Origin of the sequence: Chitinophaga sp. CF418 (assembly GCF_900142925.1) — a bacterium.
Lineage (GTDB): Bacteria > Bacteroidota > Bacteroidia > Chitinophagales > Chitinophagaceae > Chitinophaga.
Genome location: NZ_FRCN01000001.1, coordinates 760,505 through 774,513, shown reverse-complemented (window position 1 = coordinate 774,513; position 14,009 = coordinate 760,505). Strand labels below are relative to the sequence as shown.

The 14,009-nt window shown below is 44.0% G+C and carries 13 protein-coding genes; 7 read left to right on the top strand and 6 right to left on the bottom strand.

The features are described from left to right. Positions 1–154 precede the first annotated feature (154 nt). Together atpD and atpC are read left to right on the top strand one after the other, a co-directional pair. On the top strand, positions 155–1,657 hold the full coding sequence (gene atpD, locus F3I09_RS03185) for a F0F1 ATP synthase subunit beta (protein WP_149693583.1): 1,503 nt from the start codon (positions 155–157) through the stop codon (positions 1,655–1,657). 24 nt (positions 1,658–1,681) lie between these two features. Beyond that, positions 1,682–1,933: an ATP synthase F1 subunit epsilon gene (gene atpC / locus F3I09_RS03180; RefSeq protein ID WP_106601560.1), complete on the top strand. Its 252-nt coding sequence runs from the start codon at positions 1,682–1,684 to the stop codon at positions 1,931–1,933. Positions 1,934–2,632: 699 nt separating this feature from the next. On the opposite strand, the gene F3I09_RS03175 is transcribed toward atpC, so the two are convergent. Continuing rightward, positions 2,633–3,187, bottom strand: a complete 555-nt coding sequence (locus F3I09_RS03175; protein WP_149693582.1) for a YqgE/AlgH family protein — start codon at positions 3,185–3,187, stop codon at positions 2,633–2,635. Positions 3,188–3,751: 564 nt separating this feature from the next. Between F3I09_RS03175 and F3I09_RS03170 the strand changes: the two genes are divergently transcribed. From F3I09_RS03170 to F3I09_RS03160, 3 genes are read left to right on the top strand one after another with little or no spacing between them, the layout of a single operon-like run. Then, positions 3,752–5,122, top strand: coding sequence for a sensor histidine kinase KdpD (locus F3I09_RS03170; RefSeq protein WP_149693581.1), 1,371 nt, complete (start codon positions 3,752–3,754; stop codon positions 5,120–5,122). Between the two features lie 16 nt (positions 5,123–5,138). Further along, entirely contained in the window at positions 5,139–5,951 is an 813-nt protein-coding gene (locus F3I09_RS03165; protein ID WP_149693580.1) for a HesA/MoeB/ThiF family protein, read from the top strand. A 9-nt stretch (positions 5,952–5,960) separates the two neighbouring features. Continuing rightward, entirely contained in the window at positions 5,961–6,764 is an 804-nt protein-coding gene (locus tag F3I09_RS03160) for an alpha/beta hydrolase (RefSeq protein WP_149693579.1), read from the top strand. Here the strand turns inward: F3I09_RS03160 and F3I09_RS03155 are convergent. Beyond that, positions 6,744–7,655, bottom strand: a complete 912-nt coding sequence (locus F3I09_RS03155; protein ID WP_149693578.1) for an LD-carboxypeptidase — start codon at positions 7,653–7,655, stop codon at positions 6,744–6,746. The two genes, F3I09_RS03160 and F3I09_RS03155, sit on opposite strands and share 21 nt — an antisense overlap. A gap of 138 nt (positions 7,656–7,793) precedes the next feature. Between F3I09_RS03155 and metG the strand changes: the two genes are divergently transcribed. Next, positions 7,794–9,860 carry a methionine--tRNA ligase gene (gene metG, locus F3I09_RS03150; RefSeq protein ID WP_149693577.1) on the top strand — a complete coding sequence of 689 codons (2,067 nt, stop codon included), beginning with the start codon at positions 7,794–7,796 and terminating at the stop codon, positions 9,858–9,860. A gap of 405 nt (positions 9,861–10,265) precedes the next feature. On the opposite strand, the gene F3I09_RS03145 is transcribed toward metG, so the two are convergent. The 4 genes from F3I09_RS03145 to gpmA form a co-directional block, all read right to left on the bottom strand. Next, positions 10,266–10,541, bottom strand: a complete 276-nt coding sequence (locus F3I09_RS03145; protein ID WP_149693576.1) for a hypothetical protein — start codon at positions 10,539–10,541, stop codon at positions 10,266–10,268. A gap of 323 nt (positions 10,542–10,864) precedes the next feature. Beyond that, positions 10,865–11,227, bottom strand: a complete 363-nt coding sequence (locus tag F3I09_RS03140) for a type II toxin-antitoxin system PemK/MazF family toxin (RefSeq protein WP_149693575.1) — start codon at positions 11,225–11,227, stop codon at positions 10,865–10,867. Then, positions 11,217–11,600, bottom strand: coding sequence for a hypothetical protein (locus F3I09_RS03135; protein WP_149693574.1), 384 nt, complete (start codon positions 11,598–11,600; stop codon positions 11,217–11,219). The genes F3I09_RS03140 and F3I09_RS03135 overlap by 11 nt, the downstream gene beginning before the upstream one ends. Before the next feature lie 194 nt (positions 11,601–11,794). Then, positions 11,795–12,484, bottom strand: a complete 690-nt coding sequence (gene gpmA / locus F3I09_RS03130; RefSeq protein ID WP_149693573.1) for a 2,3-diphosphoglycerate-dependent phosphoglycerate mutase — start codon at positions 12,482–12,484, stop codon at positions 11,795–11,797. Between the two features lie 194 nt (positions 12,485–12,678). On the opposite strand from gpmA, the gene F3I09_RS03125 reads away from it, so the two are divergent. Continuing rightward, complete coding sequence (locus F3I09_RS03125) at positions 12,679–13,905, top strand: PepSY domain-containing protein (protein ID WP_149693572.1); 1,227 nt, start codon at positions 12,679–12,681, stop codon at positions 13,903–13,905. The last annotated feature ends 104 nt before the right edge of the window (positions 13,906–14,009 follow it).

Below are 14,009 nucleotides of genomic sequence, written 5' to 3'. Positions count from 1 at the left end.
TTAAGAACTAATTGACTTACAATTGATAATTAAGTTCGATGGGCAATCGTCCATGGGATGCTTTACTATTTTTTGAATTTCCCCTATTAACAATTACCTTTGCGCCAAATTTAATAAACCGCTCATTTTAAGCATTTATAAACCTCTTAAAAATATGCCTAACACAGGTAAGATCAAGCAAATTATCGGTCCCGTGGTTGACGTCCACTTTGATGGAAAGTTGCCCGAAATCTACAACGCACTGGAAATTACCCGCGAAAATGGTCAGAAGGTAGTGCTGGAAGTACAGCAACATCTTGGTGAAGATAGCGTTCGTTGCGTAGCAATGGACTCTACAGACGGTTTTGTGAGGGGGATGGCTGTTACTGACAAGGGTACTCCAATTAAAATGCCAGTGGGCGATGGCATCAAAGGTCGCTTGTTCAACGTGGTAGGTGAGGCTATTGATGGCTTGGGTCCTGTTGACAGCAGCAACGGTTATCCTATTCACCGTAAGCCGCCTAAATTCGAAGATCTGGCAACAGATACAGAAGTACTGTTCACAGGTATTAAAGTGATCGACCTGATCGAGCCTTATGCAAAAGGTGGTAAAATTGGTCTGTTCGGTGGTGCTGGTGTGGGTAAAACCGTACTGATCCAGGAACTGATCAACAACATCGCGAAAGGTTACGAAGGTTTATCCGTATTCGCAGGTGTGGGAGAGCGTACACGTGAAGGTAATGACCTGATGCGTGAAATGATCGAAGCAGGTATCGTAAAATATGGCGAGAAATTCCTGGAGTCCATGGAGCATGGTGGATGGGATCTCGCCTCAGTAGACAAGGAAGAACTGAAGAAATCACAGGCCACCTTCATCTTTGGTCAGATGAACGAACCGCCAGGAGCCCGTGCACGTGTGGCATTATCCGGTCTGACACTGGCAGAATATTTCCGTGATGGAGATGGTACTGCAGGTGGTGGTAAGGATATCCTGTTCTTCGTTGACAACATCTTCCGTTTCACCCAGGCAGGTTCTGAAGTATCCGCGCTGTTAGGCCGTATGCCTTCTGCGGTGGGTTATCAGCCTACACTGGCAACAGAAATGGGTCTGATGCAGGAGCGTATCACTTCTACCAAGAATGGTTCCATCACTTCCGTACAGGCCGTTTATGTACCTGCGGATGACTTGACTGACCCTGCTCCGGCTACAACATTCGCCCACCTGGATGCTACTACCGTACTGGATCGTAAGATCTCCGACTTAGGTATCTATCCTGCTGTGAGCCCGCTGGATTCAACTTCCCGTATCCTTTCTCCGTCTATCGTAGGTGAAGCTCACTACAACTGCGCACAGAGAGTGAAAATGATCCTTCAGCGTTATAAAGAACTGCAGGACATCATCGCGATCCTCGGTATGGATGAATTGAGTGATGAGGATAAACTGACAGTATCCCGTGCACGTCGTGTACAGCGTTTCCTGTCTCAGCCTTTCCACGTAGCAGAACAGTTCACTGGTCTGAAAGGTGTACTGGTACCGATCGAAGAAACAATCCGTGGTTTCAACATGATCATGGACGGTGAAGTAGACGAGTATCCTGAAGCAGCATTCAACCTGGTAGGTAACATCGACGCAGCTATCGAGAAAGGTAAGAAACTGCTGGAAGCAGCTAAGAACTAATATTTTTCACCCTTAACTTTTAATATGTTATTAGAAGTATTAACACCTGAAAGAAAACTGTATTCCGGCGAAGTGTATGGTGTACAGCTGCCAGGCATTGACGGTCTCTTTGAAGTGCTGGACAAGCACGCTCCATTGATCGCTGCCCTGGGCAAAGGCAGGATGAAGGTGCTGAAAGATAAGTCACAGAGCGAATTCTATAACATAGAAGGAGGTTTTGTAGAAGTATACAGAAATAAAGCTACTGTGCTTGTAGAAGGTGCAGAAGTGAAGTAAATATTGAATGGTCAGAACATAAAGATCAGGAATTAACACAAGTAATATTGATGATAATTCCTGATCACTGATCAGAAAGAAATAGGCCGGGTAGGATTACCCGGCCTTTCTTTTTGTCCTAACTATTCCAATCTAATTAATAAATAACCCTGTTAAAAGAGCGCAGTAAGATTACTGGCCAGGGCGTTGCACAAATCAGGTCCAGGCTGCGCAGAAAACGAGTCCTGCAGCGGCACTAGGGCCTGTTCCTATGAAAATGAATATCTTATGTCTCTTGAATGATTTTATTGCTTAAACCGTTTAAAACAAAGCTTGTAACCCATTAAAAAAAGGGTCTCAATTACTTATGTCGATTGTTCAGTTTTTTTATTATAAATCCAGGAAGGTGTAAACGTGATCTGGTTTGTCCTTCATAGGTATTATATTCGTTTCGGTATATATTAGTTCCCTTCCCTTCGGTGTCCTATAGCAGGTTTACAAACAATAGAATGCTCTGACTACATTACTTTTTTGCCTAAGCAAGATATTTGATTTTTTTTAAATATCCTCGTTTGGAACGGGGCTGGGGGGCAATGGTAATGTTCCCAACGACGTTAACCATTGGGCTTCAAAGTGTAGGCATATAATAATTTTTCTAAATTTTTTTCCACAAGTGGCATTAAGGCTGGTCTGCCGGCATACGGATGGGCATATACGTCATTAATTCAACAGGGGATCTATCGGGAAGTTGGCCATGATGGCAAAGTTGCTGCCCAGGTTCTTCAATGCCTGCGGCCATATATTCTGTTCCTTTTCCTCAAAAACAAGCGGCACATTGCTCCCTGACAGGATCCATGACTTTTCATTGAGCTCATTTTCAAGCTGTCCGCCACTCCAACCCGAATAACCAATAAAGAATTTGATTTTGTTGAGATCAAGATGGCCGCTATTGATCAATGATACCACCTGATCAAACTCTCCGCCCCAGTATACACCCTGTTGTATCTCAAAACCACCTCTGATCAGCTCCGGTTGCTGGTGTATGAAATGGATGGTATCTATCTGTACCGGACCTCCGTAGTAGATCTTAATATCGTTCACAAGTACTTCAGGTACAAGGTCACTCAAATGTTGGTCGAACACTTTATTGATCACAAAGCCAAAACTTCCTTTATTTTCCTGATGTTCGCACAGTAACACTACAGTGCGGGCAAAGTTCTGATCTTTTAGGAAAGGGTCGGCTATCAGCAGCATTCCAGGCGATAAAGAAACCATAACACAAACAATTTTATCACTAACCAAATTTAACTAATTGAAAGCAAGTATAATAGTATTTATTCCAGATTTACTTGCCAGAATCATGTATTATTTCAGGGACAGGGAAAAGTAGATCAAATTGAAAACTTTGGAGGGAAAATCGCGTTGGTCAACTCCGCCAAGAGCTGTGTGTTTGTAGCCTGGGGTGCAACGCTGGATAAAACGTAAAAGGAGGCTAGAAAGCCTCCTTACCATTTTATCAACCAAAATCTAAATCGCTTATGGAAACGAATCCATGTCGATGTATGTAGAAATTTAAAATTGCTAGTTTGTATAACCAGTACATCAAATTTAGTACCAGTTTGATAAGGCAAATGTACAGAAGATTAGGGAATAACAAGTATTATTTCCCAGTTAAAATTACGTTAAAGTGATGTTTTATTGTTAAAGTGAATACTGTTAAAGGTTTAGACGGATTAATTTTGTATTAACGTTGCTATAGCAATTAATGATTTTTAACAATTCCGGTGCTGGTACCCTCAGTGTTTGTGAGTATCTTGTGCGCCTTACTATCGAAGTAGCATGGTACCATTGAAGAAAGTATTTCCCATTATTGTGGTGTTAATTACCCTGTCACTATTGGGAATCATCTGGATACAGGTGAATTGGATATATAACGCATCTATTGTACGCCGGGAGCAGATGGAACAGAAAGCTGTAGGTGTAATGAACAATGTGCGCGAACAAATGCTTGCCCGCAAAGGACCTCCTATGCGATTTAAAGTAGATGGAGCGAGTATCAGGCCGGCCGACAAAGGTCTGGCCATTGATAAGTACGAAATTACTACTGCTACTATCGACCTGAATGTCAACGTTAGTGACCGGTTTACCATCGATGAAGTGCAGAAGCTGATAGCCAGCGGACTTCGTAATGAACACCTGGATACTACCTTTGAATTCGCCATTCTCGGCAAAGGCCACTTTGGCAATAGCAACGGCGTTAAGATGCAATCTCCTGGTTTTACCGGAATGGTGGAAAGCGCCGGAAGGGATAGCATGGATTACTTATTCCAGTACATTCCGCTGCTGAACAGTTTTGAATACGCTACGGGTGAAACAGAGACATTGCTGGTAGTGCAACCTAAGAATAACCTGCTCTTATTGTTATCTCTCGGCAGGATGATGGCCGGTGGCCTTTTATTCACCGCGGTTATCATCACAGCATTCATTCTCACGATCCGTACTATGCTGAATCAGAAGAAGATCTCTGAGATCAAATCTGACTTCATCAATAACATGACACATGAACTGAAAACGCCATTGGCAACGATCTCCCTGGCTATCGATGCAATCGGCAATGAAAAGGTCATGGACAATAAAGAGAAAATCCGCTACTTCTCCGGTATCATCAAGGAAGAGAACAAGCGTATGAATAAGCAGGTGGAGAGCATTCTGCAATCTGCATTGCTGGAGAAAAATGAGATCGCTTTAAAATTGCAGGTGACTGATGTGCACGAGGTGATCTCTCATACGGTAGAAAATTTACAACTGCAGCTGGCCTCCAAACAGGGACAGGTAGAGCTTCGTCTCGATGCCATTAATCCTATTATCATGGCCGATGATGTACATTTCTCCAATGTTATATTCAACCTGCTTGATAATGCTATCAAGTATTCTAAAGAGCACCTGGAGGTAGTGATCTCTACATATAACACACGCAAAAGCCTCGTTATTACCATTGCTGATAATGGCATCGGTATGAGCCGTGATACGATTTCCCGTATCTTTGAAAAGTTTTATCGTGCACATACAGGTAATGTGCATAATGTAAAGGGATTCGGATTGGGATTAAGTTATGTGAAAGCTATCGTTGATGCCCATAAGGGTAAGATCAAAGTAGAAAGTGCTATAGGAAAAGGTAGCAAGTTTACAATGGAATTTCCACAGGAATAAAATAACTGATGTAGCTATGGCATTAATTGAAAAAGAATTAGCGCATTTCAGGCATCCTATTGCTGTTCCCGGTATGGGAGTAGCTATGCAGGAAAAGCTGAAGGAGACACGTGTATTGGTAGTTGGCGCTGGCGGATTGGGATCGCCGGTGATTCAGTATTTAAGCGCCAGTGGAGTTGGTGTGATCGGTATAGCCGATTACGGGGTGATCAGTGATGAAGATATGCACAGGCAGCCGCTTTACCTGATGCAGGATATACGCAAACATAAAGCGAAAATGGCTGCCAGCCGTCTGTGGGCCAGTAATCCTTTTACCAAACATTATCCCTTACTGTTACAGGTAAAACCGGATAATATAAAGCAACTGCTGCAGGGCATGGACCTTATTATTGATTGTTCCCAGCACGCTGCTACACATCTTGTGATCAATGATGCATGTATGTCAGAGGGGAAACCTTTTGTGATCGGTGAAGTGCATAACTGGGTATCCTGGTGGGCTGGTTTTAATATCGCACCTGTCAGCGGAGATGCAGCAGCATCCTATCGTTGCGCACTGCCGCTGATAGACGATCATCGTAATTTCGATGCCGGCGCTATTGGCGTAACACATGGCGCTACCGGTATGATGATAGTGAATGAAGTGCTGAAATTCATTGCCGGTGTGCCTGACGGCCTGGCAAATAAGTTCTATAGTATGAACTTCCTGCATAATACCTATGAAGTAAGTACGCTTACTCCTAACGCTACTATACTGGCGGATACAAGGGCGAAAGGCGTATTGACTGCAGAGGACTATGACCTGGAAATCGTTCCTGATATTGAAGATTAAACATAGTTCATGCTCCGTAAATTAAAGCTACGTCCCATACTTTCATGGATACTGGCCATCTATCTGCTGGGTGGTGTGGTATTGTATTTTCTGCAGAAGAAACTGATCTTCCATCCGGAACCGCTGACGGCAGATTATGCTTTCAAATACGATATACCATTCGAGGAAATGCGTATCCGTATCAATGAGAAGGAAACCCTGAGCGCCGTATTGTTTAAAGCAGCGTCGCCCAAAGGCATGGTGATCTATTTTCATGGCAATGCGCGGAATATCTCCAAATATGCCAGCAAAGCACAACAATGCGTCAATCGTGGTTACAATGTGCTGATGATGGATTATCCTACTTATGGTAAGTCTACGGGTCCATTAACAGAGACTGCTATCTATGCCAATGCATTACATATGTATGAAGTGGCCAGGAAGTTCTTCCCGCCGGATAGTATCATCATCTATGGAAGATCACTTGGAACAGGTGTGGCTGCCCAACTGGCCGCTGTCAGGGATTGTAAACGGCTGGTGCTGGAAGCACCTTACTATAACATGGTTGATCTGGCAACACGCATGGCGCCCATCTATCCATACCAGTATATGCTGGAATACAAGTTTCCTACTGACGAATATCTGCCCAAAGTAACAGCGCCTGTTGTAATCATGCATGGAACAGACGATCACACTATTCCGCTGGCATCTGCTAAAAAACTGGAAAAGTTACTGAAGCCGGGAGACAAGTTCATTCCTGTTCCCGGGGCTGACCATAATAACCTGGATAATTATCCGCAGTATGGCAAAGCATTAGATATCGCGCTGCAGTAGTCTACTCTGTCTGGCAGTAACCTGCAGTTCGTGTGGTAACCCTATTTTCAGTGCATAGTTCTCGTTGGTATGGCCCACGGGGAAGCCAAAACAAACGGGATAATCATAATCCTGGACTATATTCCTGATGATCTCATATTCGGTCTGGCCAAAGGGCGTTTCAGTCTCTTTACTGTCCGTAAAAGAACCTACCACCAGTCCGGCCAGGCCTTCCAGCCATCCGGCCCTTTTCAGGTTGTACATCATCCTGTCTATGTTATAACGGTACTCGCTGATATCTTCCAGGAAAAGGATCTTTCCTTTGGTATCGGGCTGCGAATCAGTACCTGAGAGGTTGGCCAGGATGGACAGGTTCCCGCCGATGAGCTGACCGCTGGCTTTACCAGTGCGATTCAGGTCATGCGGTGCGCAGGCATAGCGGTAAGGGGTACCCTTGAGCGCCATGCGGAGGCTGTCCACATACTCATTTTCGACCGTATCAGGCCTGATACCACTGCACATCATGGAGTGAATGGTCGGAACACCATATTGCTGATGAATATGCGTATGGAGTACGGTAATGTCGCTGTAACCACATATCCATTTCGGATGTTTGCGGAACTTCTTGAAATCCAGGTCGTCCAGTATGCACACCAGGCCATAACCACCACGGCCAAAGACGATGGCCTTAATATCAGGATCGTCCAGCATGTCCTGCAGCTCTTCCAGCCGCAGCTCATCCGGAGCGGAAAAATTATGGAAACTGGTGCCTACCGTAATGCCCAGATGTACCTGGTAACCCCAGGAACTGATCACTCCAGCGGCATATTCTGCTGCCTGCTGGTCCATTTTGCTACTGCTGCAGGTGATGCCTATAAGATCACCTTTTTTGAGGTACGGCGGAATTCTCATTGTTCTATGCTTTAATTACCTTTGCTGACTATTTGGGGGCGAATATCCCAACCCTGACAGGGCTAAGTTGATAAATACTTTTCGCTCTTCCAAAAGCAAAAACAGAATTTCGATTATTTAAGCATTCTTTAAGCGAACATGGGAAAATTTAACAGATATCTAATAACAGCGGCATTGCCTTATGCCAATGGACCGGTCCACATCGGCCACCTGGCAGGCTGTTATATTCCCGCCGACATTTACGTGCGCTACCTGCGCGCTAAAAAGGCGGATGTAAAGTTCGTAGGAGGAACTGACGAACATGGAGTGCCTATCACCATCAAAGCGATGAAGGAAGGGGTAACTCCTCAGGATATTGTGGATAAATATCATAAGATCATCTATGACAGCTTTACAGACATGGGTATCTCTTTCGATATTTTCTCCCGTACCACTAAACAGATACATCATGAAACCTCAGCGGCTTTCTTCAAAACCATGTACGATAAAGGACTGTTTGAAGAAAAAGTGACTGAACAGTTTTTCGATGAAACTGCCGGCGTATTCCTGGCTGACCGTTATATCACCGGCACCTGCCCTAAATGTGGCAATCCGAACGCATATGGCGACCAGTGTGAGAAATGCGGATCTTCCCTCAGCCCTGATGAGCTGATCAACCCGCGCTCCACCCTCAGTAATGCTGTACCTGTCAAAAGACAGACAAAGCACTGGTATATGCCTTTGCAGAACTATGAGCCATTCCTGAAAGAATGGATCCTGGAAGGCCATAAAGAGTGGAAAAATAACGTGTATGGTCAGTGTAAAAGCTGGCTGGATAGCGGTCTGCAAAGCAGGGCAATGACCCGCGACAGCAACTGGGGCATTAAAGTGCCGCTGCCTGACGCCGAAGGGAAAGTATTGTATGTTTGGTTCGATGCGCCTATCGGATACATTTCCGCTACCAAAGAGCTGACCGACAACTGGGCGGACTACTGGTGTAAAGAAGATACCAAGCTGGTACACTTTATCGGTAAAGATAATATCGTGTTCCACTGCATTATCTTCCCGGCGATGCTCAAGGCACATGGAAACTTTGTGCTGCCTGACAACGTACCGGCCAATGAGTTCCTGAACATTGAAGGAGATAAGGTGTCCACTTCCCGTAACTGGGCGGTATGGGTACACGATTACGTAAAGGATTTTCCTGACCAGCAGGATGTACTGCGTTATGTACTGACCAGTACAGCCCCTGAGACCAAGGATAACGACTTTACCTGGAAAGACTTCCAGCAGCGTAACAACAGTGAGTTGGCAGACATCTTCAGCAATTTCGTGCACCGTACTATGGTATTGATGCACAAATTGTGTGGCGGTAAAGTGCCTGCTTTTCATTCTGAAGTAAAGGATGAAAAGGATGATGCGGTACTAACCAACTTATTGGCTTCAAAACAGAAAATAGAAGATTCTATTGAGAATTTCCGTCTTCGTGAGGCATTGGCTGAAGTGATCGAAGTAGCCCGCCAGGGTAACAGGTATCTGCAGGAGAAAGAACCATGGATACTGGCTAAGAATGCTGCGGAAAATCAGAAGCTGATCGACAACTGCCTGCACCTGTGTCTGCAGTTAACAGCAAACCTGGCAATTCTGGCGAATCCATTCCTGCCGTTTACAGCTAAAAAGATCTGTCATATGCTGAAAGTGGTAGACCGTATGCTGGAGTGGGAAAATGCGGGCAGCCTGAAGCTGGTGAGCGTGGGTTACTCCCTGCGGGAGCCGGAAAAGTTGTTTGGCCAGATTGAAGACGCCAAGATACAGGAACAGATCGAAAAACTGCATGCGGGTCTGGTCAAACCGGCCACTCCGGCTGAAACGGCAGCACCTGCAGAGAAAGAAGTGAAAGAGGAGATTCAGTTTGAAGATTTCGCTAAACTGGACCTGCGTGTAGGTACCATCCTGGAAGCAGAGAAAGTGCCTAAGGCGGATAAACTGTTAAAACTGCTGGTGGATATCGGTTCTGAGAAACGTACCGTAGTATCAGGTATTGCAGCGCATTTTGCACCGGAAGAAGTGGTTGGTAAACAGGTGACACTGGTCGCTAACCTGGCACCGAGGAAAATGCGGGGTATTGAAAGCCAGGGAATGATCCTCATGGCGGAAAATGCTGCAGGAAAGCTAGTGTTCGTGAATCCGGATGCTGTAGTGGATGCAGGAAGTGAAGTGAGATAAATAGTTTTTAAAGATATGAAAGGCCCTTCAGCGCGTGAGCGTTGGAGGGCCTTTTATTTAGGTATCAGGTTATACTGTTGTACTCTCACTCTTTCAGTCTGGCATCTACCGCAGCTGATAATTTGCTCGATAGCGTTCTGACTAGCAACGGCGATGTTGCTCCGGTATGAAAGTACACGATGCGATTGTAAGTATGTTGGTCATCAAAGTAAATATATCCAACAATTACAGCAATGACAATGGATGCAATTGCTGATATATAGAATTTAATTGACACATAGTTTGACTTTTGAGGCACGTCTAACTTTGATGTTTCTGCGATTTCAAGTAGTCGAACCGCAATAGCCCCCAACATGCAGCAAAAAACAGGAGATTGAAAAAAGGTCATATAGTTTCAAGGATAGTTTAATAAGCAGCTCTGTTTATAAAAGCAGCTAATAATTGTTCCCAAAAGGGAGCTCTCTCACTATACACTTTGCGGCTTGTGTATAATAGTTCTCCTTTTTTTCTCCTGGAATTAGATTCCGCAAAATCTTTTGAAGTAAAAATAATTTCCAGTACATCATCAAACCTGACGCCTGTGGCAGCAGATATTTCACGTATAGTTTTCCAATAGTCGTTGGAAGATGCTTCGAAAAAATTTAGGATGATTTGTTTTTCATTTTCCAATAACGCATTCATAAAATATGTTTTAAGTGAAATTATTAGAATTTGATCTACTAATAAAAATTACAACCTAAATGAACATACTGAACAACGTCTAATTGTATTCAGAAAATGAACGAAGCCTCATCCTGCAATTCCCTCGCTCAATCCGATCTTTTTCCCTTCTTTATTAATTCCCGATTGCGTAAACCTTTTGTATAACAAGAAGGTATTTTTGACCTGTTCTATCAACAATTAGCGCGCTGGTTCGTCCATTGGGCCAATCGTTCAATACCGTAAACATGAATTTCTGCTCCCGGAAACCAGCTGTTAAAAAGAAACGCAGCCTTTTTTACCGCTTATTTAGGAAGGAAGTCATAATCGAATATCAGATCACCTATACTTCGCATCAATTCTTTAAAAGGAGCAATTTTCATTGTATTGATCTTCGGCCTGTCAATATCTTCTCCAAATGAGAGAGTCATGAGATGCATTCTGGCATGACAATTTTTTTTGGCCAAAGGTTTCTCAAACATCTGGTCATACAAGGCAAAAGAAAAATCATCCCTGGTAACAGACGAACTGGTAATCATCACGGCAATAAAAGTATTTTCGTACTGATTGGCTTCAAGTACTGAAAGAACAATATGTGGATGTGGTTCGCCGTGATTATTTCCGTAAGGATGAGGGAGTAGATAAACGTCGCGTTGGTTAACGGCCACACAGCTTATTCATAGTTTTATTTGAACGGTTAACAGCAAGAGCAGCTTCTTCGGTTGTATTTGTTAATGGTTGTTTGAGCGTATTTTTCTTTAATAGACGTAATATGCTATGAAGTACCTCTATAAATTCTGACGTGATATCAAGAGACGGTTGTAAGGACGTAAACTTCGACTGGAGCATGTGTCCTTCCAGGACCTCTCTTTGTTTATACAGATACTCAATCAGTTTTTCGGTAGAACTTATCTCAGCATGCAGGTCTGTGTCTTTCAATTCCGGCACCTTTTCCAGTAAATAGGCATGTATCTCTTTTAAAGTTACAAGGCGGGCTGTCAGTTTTCGATTGGCTTTTTTTAGAGGCCAGTTTATTGGCACAAAACTCCGGAGTAGGAAATACCAGGAGAGTAGTTTTTTATACCCTTTGTTTTCCCTGTACTGAGAATGTAAAACTGAATTTAAGTCTAGTGTAATCATTATTTATTCAGCTTGTAGTCGCCTGATAATGCAAAGAAAATCAGTATTCTAAGTTACAGGTTTTAATGCGGATATAAAAAATTAAGAAGTACATTTTACTCCAGATAATAATGCCTCACCCTGTTAAAATCCTCATCCAGCTCATATACCCAGGGCACACCGGTAGGAATATCCAATTGTGTTACTTCATCATCCGTCAGATGATCTACATATTGTATCAATGCACGCAGACTATTACCGTGCGCGGAGATGATCACTTTCTGATGTTTTTTGACTGCGTTCATAATAGTTTCCGACCAATAGGGAAGCACCCTGTTCATCGTTTCACTGAGATTTTCTGTTACCGGCAATTCTCTCTCTGTCAGATCTTTATACGTGGGATCATTCCCCGGATATCGCGGATCAGACCTGTCCACCGCCGGTGGGTGTTCATGCGGGTCCCTACGCCATTTATGTACCTGTTCTTCGCCATACTGAGCGGCTATTTCTGCCTTATTTAACCCCTGTAAAGCACCATAAAAACGTTCGTTCAGTCGCCAGGATTTTTGCACGGGAATCCACAATAAGTCCATCTCCTCCAGCGCAAAGTGCAGGGTCTTAATTGATCTTTTTAATACGGAAGTAAAGGCGATATCAAATGAATAACCATTCTCTTTTAATATGCGTCCGGCATGTCTGGCCTGTACAACGCCTTCTTCTGAGAGATCAACATCTGTCCAGCCTGTAAAGCGGTTCTCCAGATTCCATTCGCTTTGTCCGTGGCGGAGTAATACCAGTTTAAGCATAGTTGTGTCTTTTAGGAGTTAATAAGATAGTGCTTTAAATCTGCATTTCCCCTGCTCAAATCCGATCTTTTTTCCTCCTGTATTATTTCCCGATTGCGTAAACCTTTTGTAGGACAAGAAGGTATTTTTGCCCTATTCTATCAACAATTAGCGCGCCGGTTCGTCCATTGGACCCATTATTCAATACCGTAAACATGAATTTCTTCTCCCGGAAACCAGCTGTTAAAAAGAAACACAGCCTTTTTTACCGCATATCTGCCTGGCTACATCTTTGGCTGGGCCTGATCACCGGTATCGTGATGCTTATTGTATGCGTAACCGCCTGCATTTGGGTATTTCATGATGAGATTACCAGACTGGTGGAACCGGAAACGGTGATTGCCAGACAGGATAAACCGGTGATTACGCCATCCCAGGTGAAAGAAATAGCTGCAGCGAAATATCCGGGTAAAAAACCGGGATATGTTACCTATCAGCAGGGAACAGCTATTTATCTGAGTCTGGGTGAGGGAAGAAAAGGCAATACGGTGATGAGGCTGAATCCCTACACTGGTCAGGTGATCAGTATAAAAGAAAACAAACCAGGCGAGACAGACTTTTTCCGTTTTATCCTGAATGGTCACCGTTTCCTGTGGATGCCTTCAGAAATAGGCCGTCCTATCGTGAACTACAGCACCCTCACTTTTGTGATCATCCTCATTACAGGAATGGTATTGTGGTGGCCGCAGAAATGGACGAAAGCTACCCGCGACCAGAGTTTTAAGATCAAATGGAAAGCTTCTTTCAAAAGAGTGAATTATGACCTGCATAATGTGCTGGGCTTTTACTCATTGCTGATAGTGCTGGCCATGGCGCTGACGGGAATGGTATACGGCATCAAATGGTATAGTAAGGGATTGTACTGGGTCACTTCCGGCGGACAAACCCTGCCTGATTTCAAGAGACCGCAGTCAGATTCATTGCAGGCAGGTAAGTTGTATACGCCTGAACAGGCAATGGATCTTGTATGGGGGAAAGTACTTAGTAAACATCCGGAAGCAGAAGGATTTTACTACACTTTTGCAGATACTTCGAAACCGAAATCTGCCATTAATATCACGATCTATCCTACCGCCGGCAAGTTCTATAATAACAGGAGTTACGCCTTCGATCAGCATACCGTACAGCAGCTAACGGGCGATAAAGTATTCGGGATCAGTTTCCAGGAAGCTGGTGTTGGTGCAAAACTGCGTAAAATGAACTACGATATTCACGTAGGTTCAATACTGGGTTTGCCCGGCAAGATCCTGGCCTTCTTTGGCGCCCTGACCGGTGCAAGTTTGCCTGTTACCGGTTTCCTGGTGTGGCTGGGACGTAAAAAGAAAGGAAAAAAAGGTGTTGGTAAAAAACAACAGACAGCGAAGGCATTTCAGGCAGTTTAAGTAAGTACGCCAGTATATTGTTTTACAGGCCGTCCCGGTACCGGAGACGGCCTGTTCGTTTTTTTCTTCCTTTTGCCACAAGTCTGCTAAAAAATCATATATTC

Coding starts and splice junctions, on each gene's coding strand:
- atpD (WP_149693583.1), top strand. CDS start 155: ATGCCTAACACAGGTAAGATCAAGCAAATTATCGGTCCCGTGGTTGAC.
- atpC (WP_106601560.1), top strand. CDS start 1,682: ATGTTATTAGAAGTATTAACACCTGAAAGAAAACTGTATTCCGGCGAA.
- F3I09_RS03175 (WP_149693582.1), bottom strand. CDS start 3,187: ATGGTTTCTTTATCGCCTGGAATGCTGCTGATAGCCGACCCTTTCCTA.
- F3I09_RS03170 (WP_149693581.1), top strand. CDS start 3,752: ATGGTACCATTGAAGAAAGTATTTCCCATTATTGTGGTGTTAATTACC.
- F3I09_RS03165 (WP_149693580.1), top strand. CDS start 5,139: ATGGCATTAATTGAAAAAGAATTAGCGCATTTCAGGCATCCTATTGCT.
- F3I09_RS03160 (WP_149693579.1), top strand. CDS start 5,961: ATGCTCCGTAAATTAAAGCTACGTCCCATACTTTCATGGATACTGGCC.
- F3I09_RS03155 (WP_149693578.1), bottom strand. CDS start 7,655: ATGAGAATTCCGCCGTACCTCAAAAAAGGTGATCTTATAGGCATCACC.
- metG (WP_149693577.1), top strand. CDS start 7,794: ATGGGAAAATTTAACAGATATCTAATAACAGCGGCATTGCCTTATGCC.
- F3I09_RS03145 (WP_149693576.1), bottom strand. CDS start 10,541: ATGAATGCGTTATTGGAAAATGAAAAACAAATCATCCTAAATTTTTTC.
- gpmA (WP_149693573.1), bottom strand. CDS start 12,484: ATGCTTAAACTGGTATTACTCCGCCACGGACAAAGCGAATGGAATCTG.
- F3I09_RS03125 (WP_149693572.1), top strand. CDS start 12,679: ATGAATTTCTTCTCCCGGAAACCAGCTGTTAAAAAGAAACACAGCCTT.